This window comes from Collimonas pratensis (assembly GCF_001584185.1).
In the GTDB taxonomy this organism is placed as follows: Bacteria; Pseudomonadota; Gammaproteobacteria; order Burkholderiales; family Burkholderiaceae_D; genus Collimonas; species Collimonas pratensis.
Genome location: NZ_CP013234.1, coordinates 712,842 through 727,209 on the forward strand (window position 1 = coordinate 712,842; position 14,368 = coordinate 727,209).

Annotated in this window: 10 protein-coding genes; 2 read left to right on the forward strand and 8 right to left on the reverse strand. The window is 60.1% G+C overall.

Going from position 1 to position 14,368, the window contains the following annotated elements; translation table 11 throughout:
* Positions 1–270, reverse strand: a complete 270-nt coding sequence (locus CPter91_RS03255; RefSeq protein WP_061936868.1) for a MoaD/ThiS family protein — start codon at positions 268–270, stop codon at positions 1–3.
* 182 nt (positions 271–452) lie between these two features.
* Between CPter91_RS03255 and CPter91_RS03260 the strand changes: the two genes are divergently transcribed.
* Positions 453–1,898: an aminotransferase-like domain-containing protein gene (locus CPter91_RS03260; protein WP_061936871.1), complete on the forward strand. Its 1,446-nt coding sequence runs from the start codon at positions 453–455 to the stop codon at positions 1,896–1,898.
* A 1,218-nt stretch (positions 1,899–3,116) separates the two neighbouring features.
* On the opposite strand, the gene CPter91_RS03265 is transcribed toward CPter91_RS03260, so the two are convergent.
* From CPter91_RS03265 to CPter91_RS03275, 3 genes are all read right to left on the reverse strand, one after another.
* Positions 3,117–3,413, reverse strand: coding sequence for a helix-turn-helix domain-containing protein (locus CPter91_RS03265; protein WP_082792574.1), 297 nt, complete (start codon positions 3,411–3,413; stop codon positions 3,117–3,119).
* Between the two features lie 4 nt (positions 3,414–3,417).
* Complete coding sequence (locus tag CPter91_RS03270) at positions 3,418–5,721, reverse strand: FdhF/YdeP family oxidoreductase (protein ID WP_417924838.1); 2,304 nt, start codon at positions 5,719–5,721, stop codon at positions 3,418–3,420.
* Between the two features lie 197 nt (positions 5,722–5,918).
* Complete coding sequence (locus tag CPter91_RS03275; RefSeq protein WP_061936873.1) at positions 5,919–6,854, reverse strand: LysR family transcriptional regulator; 936 nt, start codon at positions 6,852–6,854, stop codon at positions 5,919–5,921.
* Between the two features lie 288 nt (positions 6,855–7,142).
* Between CPter91_RS03275 and CPter91_RS03280 the strand changes: the two genes are divergently transcribed.
* Entirely contained in the window at positions 7,143–7,913 is a 771-nt protein-coding gene (locus CPter91_RS03280) for an SDR family oxidoreductase (RefSeq protein WP_061936876.1), read from the forward strand.
* Between the two features lie 228 nt (positions 7,914–8,141).
* Here the strand turns inward: CPter91_RS03280 and CPter91_RS03285 are convergent, their stop codons facing one another.
* The 4 genes from CPter91_RS03285 to CPter91_RS03300 all read right to left on the reverse strand — a co-directional run bounded on the left by CPter91_RS03285 (position 8,142) and on the right by CPter91_RS03300 (position 14,361).
* Complete coding sequence (locus CPter91_RS03285; RefSeq protein WP_082792576.1) at positions 8,142–10,832, reverse strand: TonB-dependent receptor; 2,691 nt, start codon at positions 10,830–10,832, stop codon at positions 8,142–8,144.
* A 235-nt stretch (positions 10,833–11,067) separates the two neighbouring features.
* Positions 11,068–12,330 (reverse strand): bifunctional 4-carboxymuconolactone decarboxylase/3-oxoadipate enol-lactonase PcaCD, encoded by a 1,263-nt coding sequence (gene pcaCD / locus CPter91_RS03290; protein WP_061936879.1) that lies wholly within the window; start codon positions 12,328–12,330, stop codon positions 11,068–11,070.
* 55 nt (positions 12,331–12,385) lie between these two features.
* On the reverse strand, positions 12,386–13,777 hold the full coding sequence (gene pcaB, locus CPter91_RS03295; protein WP_061936882.1) for a 3-carboxy-cis,cis-muconate cycloisomerase: 1,392 nt from the start codon (positions 13,775–13,777) through the stop codon (positions 12,386–12,388).
* 65 nt (positions 13,778–13,842) lie between these two features.
* Positions 13,843–14,361 carry a peptidase associated/transthyretin-like domain-containing protein gene (locus tag CPter91_RS03300; RefSeq protein ID WP_061936885.1) on the reverse strand — a complete coding sequence of 173 codons (519 nt, stop codon included), beginning with the start codon at positions 14,359–14,361 and terminating at the stop codon, positions 13,843–13,845.
* Positions 14,362–14,368: the final 7 nt, after the last annotated feature.

The window sequence follows — 14,368 nt, forward strand, 5'->3', positions numbered from 1 at the left end:
TCAACCTCCGGAGAGAGCTTGCAGGATATGCACTTTGCTGTGCACTGTCAGCGGCGCGTCCAGGCGCACATGGTCGCGTACGGCGTGGCCGTCGATGAAAATGGCGACATTCGGCCGCAGGCAGCCCTGCTCGTCGAGCAGGTAGGCGCGCAGGCGCGGATTTGCCGAGAACGCCGCCTCCAGTCCGGTGCGCAAGGTGAGGGCGTCGGTCTGGACCTGTGGCGCTGCGGTGAAGCGGGCAAGTTGCGGAGTGAAAATCAGGGTCGCCATGAAATTCCCGGTAAGGCATGAGCCGAGGCCCAAACCATGTTGCCGTTAACCACCATAGTAGAGCGATACTGCATTTTTGCCATGCCTGTGTGACAACTGTGCTTGCCGTCACGGATAGGTGTCAGGGAATTGTCTGATACTCACTATAATGCGACTATCCTTGATTCCTGTCACCGTCTGCATTGAAAACCACGCGCCAACCGCTGTACCAACGTTTTGCCGAGCAGCTCAGGGCTTCGCTGGAGAACGGCGTGCTGCGGCCGGGCGATCGCCTGAGTTCGGTGCGCCAGGCGGCACTCCAGCATGGCTTGAGTATCACGACCGTGGTGCGGGCCTACGAACTGCTGGAAAGCGGCGGCCTGATCGAAAGCCATCCGCAATCCGGTTATTTTGTGCGCGCCCGCTTTGCCGCCGCGGTGATGCCGGCAGCGCCGGAGGAGCCCGGTCGCTCGATGCCGCTGCCGGTGTCGGCGGAAGTCGATGTCAGCCGCCATGTGCTGGCGACGCTGAAATCGATCCATCAGCATGACGCTGTTCCGCTCGGTTCACCCTATCCCGATCCCTTGCTGTTTCCCGCCCATCGCATCAGCCAGTACCACGGTTCTGTTTTGCGCAGCGGCGGCCCTCTGGGCGTGCTGGACGATTTGCCGCCAGGGCATCCGGAGCTGATACGGCAGATCGTCAGGCGTCACCTGGAAACTGGGCTCAGCATTAGCCCGGACGATGTGGTGGTGACGGTCGGCGCTACCGAGGCGATCAATTTGTGCCTGCAGGCGGTGGCCAAGGCCGGCGATACTATCGCGGTCGAGTCGCCAACGTTCTACGCCATGTTGCACGCCATCGAACGGCTAGGAATGCGCGCCATCGAGGTGCCGACCGATCCGCGACTGGGGATGGATATCGCGGCGCTGGGCAAGATCATGCAGTCGCAGCCGGTGGCGGCCTGCATGGTGATGCCGAATTTCCAGAATCCGTTGGGCTTTGAAATGCCTGATGAAAACAAGCGCCAGCTGGTCGAGCTGGGCGCGCGCTACAACATGCCGATCATCGAGAACGGCGTCTACAACGAACTGTATTTCGGCAATGCCCATCCGAGCGTGCTGAAGGCCTACGACAAGCGCGGCATGGTGCTCTACTGCTCGTCGTTTTCCAAGAGCCTGACCTCGGCTTACCGCATCGGCTGGACGCTGCCGGGGCGTTACCGGGCGCAGGTGGAGAAGCTGAAATTCCTGAATACGCTGAGCACTTCAAGCCTGCCGCAGCGGGCGATCGCCGCTTATTTGACCGCAGGCGGCTACGACCGCCACCTGCGCCGGGTGCGCCGCACCTTGCAGCAGCGCTGCGACATCATGAGCGCTTTCGTCGGCCGTTTTTTCCCTGCCGGCACCCGCATCACGCGGCCCAGCGGCGGCTATGTGCTGTGGATAGAACTGCCATCGGCCATCGACTCCATGGCGCTCTACCGGCAAGCGCTGGCAGAGGGGATCACGATTGCGCCGGGGCGCTTGTTTTCAACATCGGATGCCTACCGCAGTTTCATTCGCCTGAACTACAGCTACAACTGGACACCGCAGATCGAGCAGGCTTTGCGCCGGCTGAGTGAGCTGGCCGCGGGCATGCTGGATTGACTACCCTGGCATCTCGCCATGCCGGCGTTGTGTGGCGCTACGCCGTCAGAGTCATCTGGGGTCAGAGTCGACTTTCGCGGCGCTTTATCGCGAAACTCGACTCTGACCTCACATAACGGATTCGGAGAAAGACCGGGCGTACTGCTAGATTTTTTTCAGACAACGAGAGGCATGTACTCCGTGGCCCGCTAAGTGGGGTCGGAGTGAAGTTTCTGCAAAAAGCGCGCAGAAAGTTCACTCCGACCCCAGTTAGCTGCATGGATTAAGCGCAACGAAAACCGGGTGGTGGCCTTGTCGTGATTTAGGAAATTCTCAAGAATTTAATATCGGCCCTCTGTGGCACTACGCCGTCAAAGTCATCTGGGGTCAGAGTCGACTTTCGCGGCGCTTTATCGCGAAACTCGACTCTGACCTCACATGACGGATTCGGAGAAAGACCGGGCGTACTGCTAGATTTTTTTCAGACAACGAGAGAGGCGTGTACTCCGTGGCCCGCTAAGTGGGGTCGGAGTGAAGTTTCTGCAAAAAGCGCGCAGAAAGTTCACTCCGACCCCAGTTAGCTGCATGGATTAAGCGCAACGAAAACCAGGTGGTGGCTTTGTCGTGATTTAGGAAATTCTCAAGAATTTAATATCGGCCCTTTGTGGCACTACGCCGTCAGAGTCATCTGGGGTCAGAGTCGACTTTCGCGGCGCTTTATCGCGAAACTCGACTCTGACCTCACATAACGGATTCGGAGAAAAACCGGGCGTACTGCTAGATTTTTTTCAGACAAAGAGAGGCATGTACTCCGTGGCCCGCTAAGTGGGGTCGGAGTGAAGTTTCTGCAAAAAGCGCGCAGAAAGTTCACTCCGACCCCAGTTAGCTGCATGGATTAAGCGCAACGAAAACCAGGTGGCGGCTTTGTCGTGATTTAGGAAATTCTCAAGAATTTAATATCGGCTCTCTGTGGCACTACGCCGTCAAAGTCATCTGGGGTCAGAGTCGACTTTCGCGGCGCTTTATCGCGAAACTCGACTCTGACCTCACATGACGGATTCGGAGAAAGACCGGGCGTACTGCTAGATTTTTTTCAGACAACGAGAGAGGCGTGTACTCCGTGGCCCGCTAAGTGGGGTCGGAGTGAAGTTTTTGCAAAAAGCGCGCAGAAAATTCACTCCGACCCCACTTAGCTGCATGACTTAAGCGCGACGAAATTCTTGATAGCCTGTGCGGCCGTTACATCATGCCGGCAGTTTGACTTTCATCTAGCGCATCGAAAATCGCCATGCCGTAAGGCGTCAAGATTGCGCGTCCGGTGCCGTCTTCGTTGACGACGACGCTGACAATTTCCGCATCTTCCAGCGCTGTCAGATGACGCCGCAGCGTACTCATGCGCAGTTCGGTGCGCTTGCTGAGCCTGGCCAGCGACAGGCCGGGTTCGCCGCGATGGCTTTCCTGATCGCTGGCGTCGGCATGCAGCGCCGACAAGATCAGCAGCACGGCGTCGTCGATTTCGTTATCCAGTATCAGCATCGGATCAAGCCGCCAGCTGCAGGGAGCGGCGCAGCAGCACCGGGATCGATTTGGACGTCGGCGTGCGCGCCTTGTCGGCAAAACTGTTGAGCGGCACCAGCGGATTGGTTTCCGGATAGTAGCTGCTGATGCAGCCGCGCGGGATGTCGTATTCCACCAGCAGGAAACGGTCGGCGCGGCGCTCGATGCCGTCGTCCCAGACGCCGACCAGGTCGACCCAGTCGCCGGCCTGGAAGCCCAGCATGGCGATATCCAGCGGATTGGCAAACACCACGCGGCGCTGCCCGAACACGCCGCGATAGCGATCGTCGAGGCCATAGATGGTGGTGTTGTACTGGTCGTGCGAACGAGTGGTCATCAGGACCATCAGCTCGGGGCCGTGCTGGCGCCGCGCGCGGTGCACCGGCGTGTCTTTCGGAATCGCCAGGGTCTTGAACTGGGCGCGGCCGCTGGCGGTTTTCCAGACCCGTTCGCGCGAAGCGACGCCGAGATGGAAGCCGCCCGGATGGACGATGCGCGCATTGTAGTCCTTGAAGGCGTCGTACACTTTTTCAATTTCGTCGCGGATCAAGGCGTAGTTCTTGACGTACTCCAGCCATGGGATGCGGCTGTCCTTGAGCGTGGCGTGCGCCAGGCGCGCGACGATGTCGACCTCGGACAAACAGGTCTTGGCGACCGGCTTGTTGATGCCGTAAGAAACGTGCACCATGCTCATCGAGTCTTCCACCGTCACGCCCTGCGCGCCGCTTTCCTGCATGTCGATCTCGGTGCGGCCCATGGTCGGCAGGATCAGTGCATCCTTGCCGTGGATCAGATGGCTGCGGTTGAGCTTGGTGGTGATGTGCACGGTCAGCGCGCAGGATTGCAGCGCCTGCCAGGTGCGTGGCGTATCCGGCGTCGCCATGGCGAAGTTGCCGCCGAGGCCGATGAAGACCTTGACCTGGCCTTGCAGCATCGCTTCGATGGTGCCGACCACGTCCAGGCCGTGCTCGCGCGGCGGCTTGAAGCCGTACACCTTTTCGATGCGGTCGAGGAAAGCCGCGGTCGGCTTTTCATCGATGCCGACGGTGCGGTCGCCCTGGACGTTGGAGTGGCCGCGCACCGGACACAGGCCGGCGCCCGGGCGGCCGATATTGCCGCGCAAGAGCATCAGGTTGGACACCATCTGGATGGTGTCGACGCCATGCTTGTGCTGGGTCAGGCCCATGCCCCAAGTGGCGATCACGTTCTTGCCGCGCACGTAGACCTGGGTCAGCTGTTCGATATCGTCGCGGCCGACGCCGGATTCGGTGACGATGTCGTCCCAGCTCTCGGCGCGGATATCGGCGGCGAACTCGTCGAAGTAAGCGGTATGTTCAGCGATGAACCGCACATCGATGATGCGCTCTGCATTGTTTTGCAGCGCCAGGTCGTCCAGTTCCAGCACGCGCTTGATCACGCCTTTGACCAGCGCCAGGTCGCCGCACAGGGTAGGGCGGATGAACATGTTGCTGATAGTGGTGCCCGCGCGCGACAGCATGTCGGACGGATGCTGCGGACTGGAGAAGCGTTCCAGGCCGCGCTCGCGCAGAGGATTGATGGAAACGATGGTGGCGCCGCGCTTGGCGCACTCGCGCAGTTCGCCCATCATGCGCGGGTGATTAGTGGCAGGATTCTGGCCAAAGATCAGGAAGGTGTCCGCCAGGTCGAAATCGTCCAGCGTCACCGTGCCTTTGCCGACGCCCACGGTTTCCGGCAAGCCGACACTGGTCGGCTCGTGGCACATGTTGGAACAGTCGGGAAAATTGTTGGTGCCGTACGCGCGCACGAACAGCTGATACAGGTAAGCCGCTTCGTTGCTGGTGCGGCCGGAGGTATAGAACGAAGCCTGGTTCGGATCCGGCAGCGCGTTGAGGTGATTGGCCATCAAGGCGAAGGCATCCGGCCAGGAGATCGGCTGATATTTGTCGCTGGCGGCGTGGTACACCATCGGCTCGGTCAGGCGGCCGTGTTCTTCCAGTTCGTAATCCGATTGCTGCAGCAGTTCAGCGACGCTGTGCTGCGCGAAGAAGGCGGCCGTGACGCGCTTGGAAGTGGCTTCCGCCGCCACCGCCTTGACGCCGTTTTCGCAGAATTCAAAGGTCGAGGCATGGTCGCGGTCCGGCCAGGCGCAGCCGGGGCAGTCGAAGCCGTCCGGCTGGTTTTGCTTGAGCAGGGTGCGGATGCCGCCACCGGGCACTTTTTCCTTGAGCAGGTGCAGCGCGACATATTTCAGGGCGCCCCAGCCCCCCGCAGGGTGGTTGTACTGCTCGATCTTCTCGTTGCTCAAAATGATTCCTTTGGTTCCTTGTCGTGCTGCCGAAGTCACGCTATGCGGATTGCGCAAAATGCGCAGGATAGGGTGGAGTGTAATTGGCAGCTTTCTACCCCGGCATATACAGTCAGCGCGGTAGATTTAAAGCACAGTTACAAATTCTGTTTTTACTGTGCTTTATTTTTATTTAGCGGAACCGCCAGGGCGGCGATTCAGACTGGTGTTACGAAGGCGGCAGGGATTGATCCGGTTTGCAGATCGGGCGGCAGCAAGGTGGCGATCCAGTCGATGAATACCTGCACCCGGCCCGACAGATGGCGGCGGTGTGGATACAGTGCATAGATCGGCATGGAGCCTGCGCGCGCCTGCGGCATGACTTCCAGCAGTTCGCCAGAGGCGATGTGGTCGCGCACATCGTAAGCCGGCACCTGGATCAGGCCCATGCCGGCCAGGCAGCAGGCAATATAGGTTTCGGCATTGTTGACGGCTACCCGGCTAGGCATTTCCAGGTTGACGATGACACCGTCCTCGCTGTACTCCCAGAGCGCGCTGCGGCCCGTGGTGGGAGAAATATAGTTGATGGCCCAATGCCGGACCAGATCGGCCGGGCTGGCCGGCATGCCGTGTTTTTCCAGGTAGGCCGGACTGGCGCAATTCATCAGTGCAAACTGGCCCAGCGGGCGCGCCACCAAGCTGCTGTTTTCCGGCTGGCCGACGCGCAATACGCAATCGACGCCTTCCTGTATCAGGTTGATGGCGCGGTCGGTGCAACGCAGTTCCAGTTCGATCTCGGGATAAAGCTTGAAGAATTCTGGCAAGGCCGGGGCGATCATGCGCCGCGCCAGGCGGCTGGGGACATCGACCTTGAGCTTGCCGCTGGCCTGTGCCGGCGCCTGCTTGAAGAGTCCCGAGATTTCTTCAAAGTCGGACAACAATTGATAACAACGTTCAAGCAAAGCACTGCCATCCTGCGTCAGATGGACCCGGCGCGTGGTGCGCTGGAGTAGTCGTGCGCCCAGGCTGGCTTCCAGCTGCTGTACCGCCGAGGACACGGTGGCGCGCGGCAGGCCGAGGCTGTCTGCGGCTTTGGTAAAACTGCCGGTCTCGGCCACGCGCACGAATACCTGCATGGTTTCGACTCTATCCATGATCGCTCTTTAGTATGGGAACGCTGGACAGTTTAGTGAATTTGGGCGATTTTGTATTGCGTTCCTTGAACAATGACCGCTGTTCTGACATTTGTTCACAAAGCGTTGCAGATGGGAATTGTTCCTGATTCGTGGATACTCTATGTGGATAGTTCGTCTTTATCCGCAGGCACGCTGCCGATAAACTCTTTGCAACTATTCAATTATCGCGCCGCAGCTGGCAGCGGCCCGGATAGTATCTTTTGTCATCGTCATTGATGCATCGTCACGCAATCTAAAGGATAGAAAATGGATCACAGCTTGAAAGATAAAGTCGTACTGATAGGCGGCGGCGCTAAAAATCTCGGCGGCCTGATTGCCCGCGATCTGGCCAAGGCGGGCGCCAAAGCCATCGTCGTCCATTACAACAGCGATGCCACCGGAGCTGCCGCGGAAGAGACGGTGGCTGCGGTCAAGGCTGCCGGCGCCCAGGCGATTTCAGTGCAAGGCGACCTGACCCGTCCGGCCAATGTCGCCAAGCTGTTCGATGCCGGCATCGCCGCTTTCGGCGGTATCGACATCGCGATCAATACCACCGGCATGGTAATCAAGAAATTGATCGTCGATGTGACAGAAGAAGACTATGACAGGATTTTCGACGTCAACTCAAAAGCCGCTTTCTTCTTCATGCAGGAAGCTGGCAAAAAATTGCGTGACGGCGGCAAGATCTGCACGATCGTCAGTTCCCTGCTCGCAGCCTATACCGATTCATACGCCATCTATCCCGGCTCGAAAGCGCCGGTAGAGCATTACACGCGGGCGGCTTCGAAAGAGTTCGGCAGCCGCGGCATTTCCGTGACAGCAGTAGGCCCGGGACCGATGGAGACGCCGTTTTTCTATGGCCAGGAAACCGCGGATTCGGCGGCGTATAACAAGGCGGCTGCGGCATTGGGAAAATATTCCAAGACCGGACTGACGGATATCGAAGACATTTCTCCACTGGTCAAATTCCTGGTGACCGACGGCTGGTGGATTACCGGACAGACGATTTTCGCCAATGGCGGTTACACCACGCGCTAAGCGCTTACCGGGAGTGGCGGCAAGGTAACAGATGTCCGGATCAAGGCATGCCAGGCAGGCTAGCCTGGCATGCTGGTATTCGGCCATGGGGCGGCCATGCTGCGGCCTTGCAAGTATTTCAAGCAGAACAGTGCCTCGCCCGGGGCAGGCTAGACGCAATGATTGCAATCGGAAAATGCACGGCCCAAGCTGGCGGCTGCTGCGGAAGCGCTACCGCCATCCACATGATTAAAAGAATTGATAGTTGGCACGCACGAAGAACGCGCGACCTATTGCGTCCCCATAGCGGGCATCGTAGCCATACTGGAAGTTATCGGTGACGTTGGATGCCGGCGGATCGGTATTGAACAGGTTCTTGATGCCCGCCGTCAGGGTCAGGTTCTTGAAACCGCTGTAGCTGCCAGATGCGTTGTAACGCGTATAGGACCCGACCTGGTGATTCCTGTAGCCCTCTGCCACCTGCGAGCCGTTCTGGTCGCGATAGCCGGTGGTGTGAACTTGCTGCAAGGCCACGCTCCACGGTCCGCGGCTCCAGTTGAAGGTGGCGGCATGGCGCCAGCGGAAAATCACCCCGCCGCCAGAATAGGCTGCGAGATTGTTGAGGTACTCGCCGCCGGCCTCGGTCTGGTAATCGTACTGGCTGACATAAGTGCCGTCCAGCGACACGCCGAAATTGCCCCAAGCCGTCTTGGGCAGGCGCCAGGCAAAGCCCAGGTCGAAACCGGAAGTATGCACATTGCCGAGATTGACGTTGGTATCGATGATGTGGCTGAGCGAACCGTCCGGATTGCGCACGAACTTGTCGGCGTACTTGACCGGATCGGCGAAGATCTCGCTCTCTGGAATCACGGAAATTTGGTCCTTGATTTTGATATTCCAGTAATCGACGGAGGCCGTGATGTTCGGATGCGGTTCGATCACCATGCCGAGCGTGAAGGAATTGGATTTTTCCGGCTGCAGGTTTTTATTACCTCCCTGCATCTTGAAAAACTGTTGCTTGCAATCGCGCGCGGGAATCCCGCCCGGCGCAACGTTGCCACCCGGGCACAGCATTGGATCGTTGTATGGCGCCGCCGTATAAGTATTGGCATTCGGATTATTCAATTCGTACAGGCTGGGCGCGCGGAAGCCGGTGCTGTACGAGCTGCGGAACATGATTTCCTTGGCCGGCTGGAAACGCAGCGCGACCTTGGGATTGACGGTGCTGCCGACATCGCTGTAACCGTCGTAGCGCAAGGCCAGTTGCGCCTCCAGCGATTTGACGATGGGGACGTTGAGTTCGGTGAACAGGGCTTTGACGCTACGGCTGCCGGAGGCTGATTTGGAGTCTTGCGAGCCGGTGCTCTCGACCAGATCGGACAATGCATGATTGACGTTGAAGCTGGCTTGTTCCTTACGAAACTCACCGCCCAGCGCAAAGCCTAAAGGCCCAGCCGGCAACTGGAACAGTTCGCGGCTGGCGGTGAAGTCCAGCGAAGTGACTTGTGTCTTGGCGTCCAGGTAAACGCCGCTCATCTGCGCCTGCTTCAAGTAATCGATGCCGGCGGCGCTTTGCGGGCCGAACGGATTGAGGATGCCGTTCAAGAATCCTTCGCGCACCATATTGCTGTTCAGGTAGCCGCCGACCAGCGCCTCGCTGGCCTTGCTCATGGCGTAAGACAGGCCGGTCTTGTAATCCCAGCCGGCCAGCGTGCCGTCCAGGCTGAACAGCAGGCGGTCGCTGCTATTTTTGGATTCGCCGACGCGCTGGCCGGCGTCCACCGAACGCCAGTTGAGCGACAGCGGGCCGCCGCTGGCGCTGCCAGGCGTAATGCCGTTGCCTGGGTAGTAAGGGCTGTTCGGATTGATGACATAGTCGCTGCTGCTGCCGCTGCCATCGCCGGCAAAGACATCGCCGGCGATATTGGTTTTTACCTTGCTTTGCGCATGCAAGTATTCGACCGATGCCGTATTGTCGGCATCCAGTTTGAACTTGCCCTTGCCGATCACGGCGATTTCCTCTGTCTTCGGTACGATGCCGATCACCGCCTGGCTGTTATAGCGGCAGACCCCATCCTGGGTAAAAGCATAGGGCGGCCGGCAGCCCGAAGCAGAATAAGGATTGCCGGACTGGTCGGCGTTGATGTCGTAGTAGTTGGCGGGATGGGTATTGCCGCTGCCGGCATTCAGTCCCAGGCCGGGATTTTGTCCGCCCGGCGCGGCAAAGCTGCGATCGCTGGCCTTCACTGCGTTCTGACTGTGATAGTCGATCACGCCGAAAAAATTGTAGCGATCCTTGTCGAGGTCGCCGAAGCCGCCCGACAGGTTGAAGCGTTTTTCCGCGCCGCCGCTCTGTTGCGGCGCGATGCCTTCGGCGCTCAGGTTGAGGCCGGTGTAAGAACGTTTGGTGATGAAGTTGATGACACCGCCGATGGCGTCGGTGCCGTAGATGGCGGAAGCGCCGTCGCGCAGGATTTCGACGCGGTCCAGCGCTGCTACCGGGATCACGTTCAGATTGACCGCGGAGCCGTCGAATGCGGCGTTGGCGAGACGGCGGCCGTTCAGCAGCACCAGTGTCTTGTTGGGCCCCAGGCCGCGCAAGTCGGCGGCGGCGCCGACGGTCCTGCCGGCGCCGACGTTGGCGGTGGTCGTGTAATTTGTCTGGTTGCCTGAGACATTCGATAGCACCTCGGCCGCGGTGGTCGATCCCAGCTTGACGAAATCGTCGGCCTTGATGATCGTGACCGGCAATGCGCCTTCCGCGACCAGGCGCTTGATCGACGAGCCGGTGATTTCCACACGCTGCATCTGCTGCGGCTCTTCCTCCTCCTTGTTCTCATCCTGTGCCTGCAATGGCTGGGCCAGCAGGCCCAGGCCGATGGCCACACTGCCTGACAACATCATGTGCAGCGGGTGCGGCGGTCTCCGTTCATTGATCATGGTCAAACTCCTCCTATGGATAGCGGAAAGCGATTCTTGTTGTGCTCTCTGGCGCGCAGGCCTTGGCGGATTCGACGGAATCATCGGAAGCCGGGCTGTCAGGGAGTGGGGGAAGTATTGCAATTTAGTGCTTTTATGGCAATAAATTCTGTGCAGTTAAGACAATGCTTACGGACGGATGAGGGGCACGAGAAGAGGGCAAGCTCTTCCCGCGTTGATGCGATAGACGGTGATGCTACAGGGTCAGCAGGAATTCCTGGACGGCGCGGGCAAATGCTTGCGGCTGTTCGATTGCGCTCAGGTGCGACGCGTTCTTCAGCACCGTCAGGCGCGCTTGCGGAATTGCCTCAGCCAGCTTTTGCGCCATGGCCAGCGGCGTTCCCTGATCCAGTTCGCCGGCGATCACCAGTGTCGTTGCCGCAATTTGCGACAGGCGCGCGCTGGTATCTACCATGCCAACCGCGTGGCAGCAGCCGATATAGCCGCCGGCGTCAGTGGTGATCAGGCGCCGCCGGAAGCGTCTCACCGTGGCGCTGTACTCGGCGCGAAAGCGCTCATGGAAGTAGCGTCCCATCACCGCATCGGCAATCGCCTCGATGCCGTTGGTACGCACGGTTGCGATGCGTTGCTGCCAGGCGTCGCGTGCGGCTGCAGGATAGCCGGAGGTAGTGTTGGCGAGCGCCAGCCCGGCGACCAGAGATGGATGGCGCAGCGCCAGTTCCTGGCCCACCATGCCGCCCATCGACAAGCCGATCCATACTACCGGACCGGAATCGAGTTCGCGCAACAGCCTGGCGGCATCGTCGGCCAGCTCTGCCATGCTGTACAAGCCTGCAGGCGCATCAGAGCTGCCGTGGCCGCGATGGTCGTAGGTGACGACGCGGCAGTCGGCGGCGAGCAGCTGTGCCAGTTCGTCCCACATCGTCAGGTCGCAGCCCAAAGCATGGCTGAGCACCACGGTATGGCGCGGCGCCTTGCCGTTGCGGGGTGCACGCAAGCTGTAATGCAGCGTCGGCTTGCTGCGGCCGGCGGCTTCTTTGCCTATGCCAGGATGGACAGTTTCCGCCGGCGCCAGCGGAGTGAGCACATAGCCTATCTGCTGGCCGACCTCACGCAGGATTTGCTGCGCATGCGCGAATGCGGTGTTGGCCGCCGGCACGCCGGCATAGATGGCTGACTGCATCAGCACCTCCTTCATCTCATCCGGCGTCAGGCGGGTCTCGGCATCGCCCAGCAATGCAGCGCGCACATGCAATTCGAATTCTTCCCAGCGGCCGAGTGCGATGGTGGTTGCGAGCACGATCACGCGGCGGGTTTTGGCATCGAGTCCAGGGCGTCCCCAGATTTCATTCCACGCGAATCGCGAAATCAGATTCTGGAATTCCGCGTTGAAGCTGGTTGCATTGGCAACCGAACGGTTAACCCAGTCGTCGCCAAGAATGCGGCGGCGATTCTGCATGCCGCGTTCGAAGTCATGGTCAAGCGGATCGTAGCTCATTTGTTATTCACGCATTCATGTCTAAAGTTGTGATTGCGGATGCCATGCTGCGGCTTCAGGCCGCTGCAGTCGGCGGCTGCATGGCGTTCATCATGGCCAGCAAGATTTGCAACTGCCTGTGCGCAAGGGCTTCTGCCGGTGCAGTCGCCGCAACCGGATCGAACTGCGCCAGCAATTGCGCGAGGTCGATTTTTTCACGCAAACGGGCATCGGCTTCTACCGCATCGGTCACCACCTCAGCCAGTTGCTTGCTGTTGGCGACGGCCTGTTGCGTCAATTTCTCCATCAAGCCGTGCGCCTGCGGCCGGCCAATTGCGCCGGCCAGGTGGGTCGACACGGCTTCCGCGAATACTAGTCCTTGCAGTGCATCGATATTGCGGCGCATCCGCGCGCTATCGACGTGCAGTCCTGCGATCGCATCGACCAATGCGGTCAGTGCGCCATGCGCGCTTAGAAACAGCCCAGGCCATTCCGCCAATTCGGCTTGCCAGTTGCCTAGTCCGCGTTCATGTTGCTGGCCCATCACGGCCAGCAGCGCCGCGGCGTGCTGCGGTGTGCGTGCCGCAGCGGCCAGTGCGATCATGGCCGATACCGGATTGCGCTTGTGCGGCATCGCTGACGAACCTCCGCGGCCATGGCCGGATGGTTCCGCCAGCTCGGCGATTTCACCTTGCGCCAGCAGGCTGAGATCGGTCGCGATCTTGCCGAGGCTGCCGACCAGGACCGCGACTTCCAGGCCGAGCCGCACCCATTCGTCGCGCTGGGTATGCCAGGCGGCGTCGGCGACAGCCAGTCCCAGATCATCTGCCATGCGATGCGCTACCGCTGTGCCTTTGTTTCCCATCACTGCCAGGGTGCCGACCGCGCCACCGAGCTGCAATTGCAGCGCGCGTTGTGCGGTTTCGCGCAGCTGCAGGCGGGCGCGCACCAGCGGCGCTGCCCAGCCGGCCAGCTTGAAGCCGAAGCTGGACACCTGGGCCGGCTGCATCAAGGTGCGCGCCAGTATCGGCGTCGCCAGATGCTGCTCTGCCAGATCCAGCAAACTCTCGATCAGCGTCTGCAAGCCGGCATCGATCAGTGCCAGCGCAGCGCGGGTGACCAGCACCATCGCGGTGTCGAGGACATCTTGGCTGGTGCTGCCCCAGTGAACATGCGTTGCCGATTCCTGGCTGTACAACGCCACGGTCTTGGTCAATTCTTTCACCAGCGGAATCGCCAGGCTGCCAGCTCGGCGGCCGGCATGCACTATCGCCGGAATGTCGTATAGCTGGGCGTTGCAGACGCTGGCGATGGCTTTTGCGGCGGCGCTCGGAATGATGCCTTCGGCTGCCTGGGCGCGTGCCAGCGCTTCCTCGAAGCGGAACATTGCCTGCACCACGGCGCTATCGTCGAACACCGCGATCATCTCTTGGGTGGTGAGAAAACTGTCAAATAGGGAAACGCTCACTGCTGCTCCGTTCAGTTGGTTGTGACAGATTCGTGCGACAGATGAGGCATGACACGACACTAGGTTTAAGCGTAGTCGAAAAATACGGTTTCCTTGTCGCTCTGCATCCAGATATCCCAATGGTATTGCGCGTTGCCCAGCTTGCGGGCGATCAGCGTTGCGCGCCGCTCGGCGGGGACCTGCGCGAGGATCTCGGATTGCGCCAGACCGCTGTCGTCTTCCAGGAAGACGGCGGTGAACTGATGCTTGACCAGGCCGCGCGCAAAGATTGTTGCAAACAGCACCGGCTTGCCGGCGGCGGCAGGCGTCGGCAACGAGACTTCGATACAGAAGGCGCCGTCGTCGTTGCTGGGGACGCGCCGGAAGCCGGGGATCGGCTGTGCGGATTCGGCCGCGACTGCATCCGGCAGCCAGGCTTCGATCCAGCCGTCGTTGATCGGAGTGCCGTTGCCGTCGCGGATCACGCCGCTGATGGTGACGGTTGGGACGTTGCTGGCCAGTGCGTTGCTGGCATCGACGCCCCAGCGCCAGGCTTCATGCGGGAATGGGCCGATAGTCTGTGAAGTCGTGATGTTGGAAGCCATGTCGTTT

What these genes read in the sequence shown, in the direction of transcription:
- CPter91_RS03255 (WP_061936868.1), bottom strand. Translation starts at nt 270, where the DNA reads ATGGCGACCCTGATTTTCACTCCGCAACTTGCCCGCTTCACCGCAGCG.
- CPter91_RS03265 (WP_082792574.1), bottom strand. Translation starts at nt 3,413, where the DNA reads ATGCTGATACTGGATAACGAAATCGACGACGCCGTGCTGCTGATCTTG.
- CPter91_RS03275 (WP_061936873.1), bottom strand. Translation starts at nt 6,854, where the DNA reads ATGGATAGAGTCGAAACCATGCAGGTATTCGTGCGCGTGGCCGAGACC.
- CPter91_RS03280 (WP_061936876.1), top strand. Translation starts at nt 7,143, where the DNA reads ATGGATCACAGCTTGAAAGATAAAGTCGTACTGATAGGCGGCGGCGCT.
- CPter91_RS03285 (WP_082792576.1), bottom strand. Translation starts at nt 10,832, where the DNA reads ATGATCAATGAACGGAGACCGCCGCACCCGCTGCACATGATGTTGTCA.
- pcaCD (WP_061936879.1), bottom strand. Translation starts at nt 12,330, where the DNA reads ATGAGCTACGATCCGCTTGACCATGACTTCGAACGCGGCATGCAGAAT.
- CPter91_RS03300 (WP_061936885.1), bottom strand. Translation starts at nt 14,361, where the DNA reads ATGGCTTCCAACATCACGACTTCACAGACTATCGGCCCATTCCCGCAT.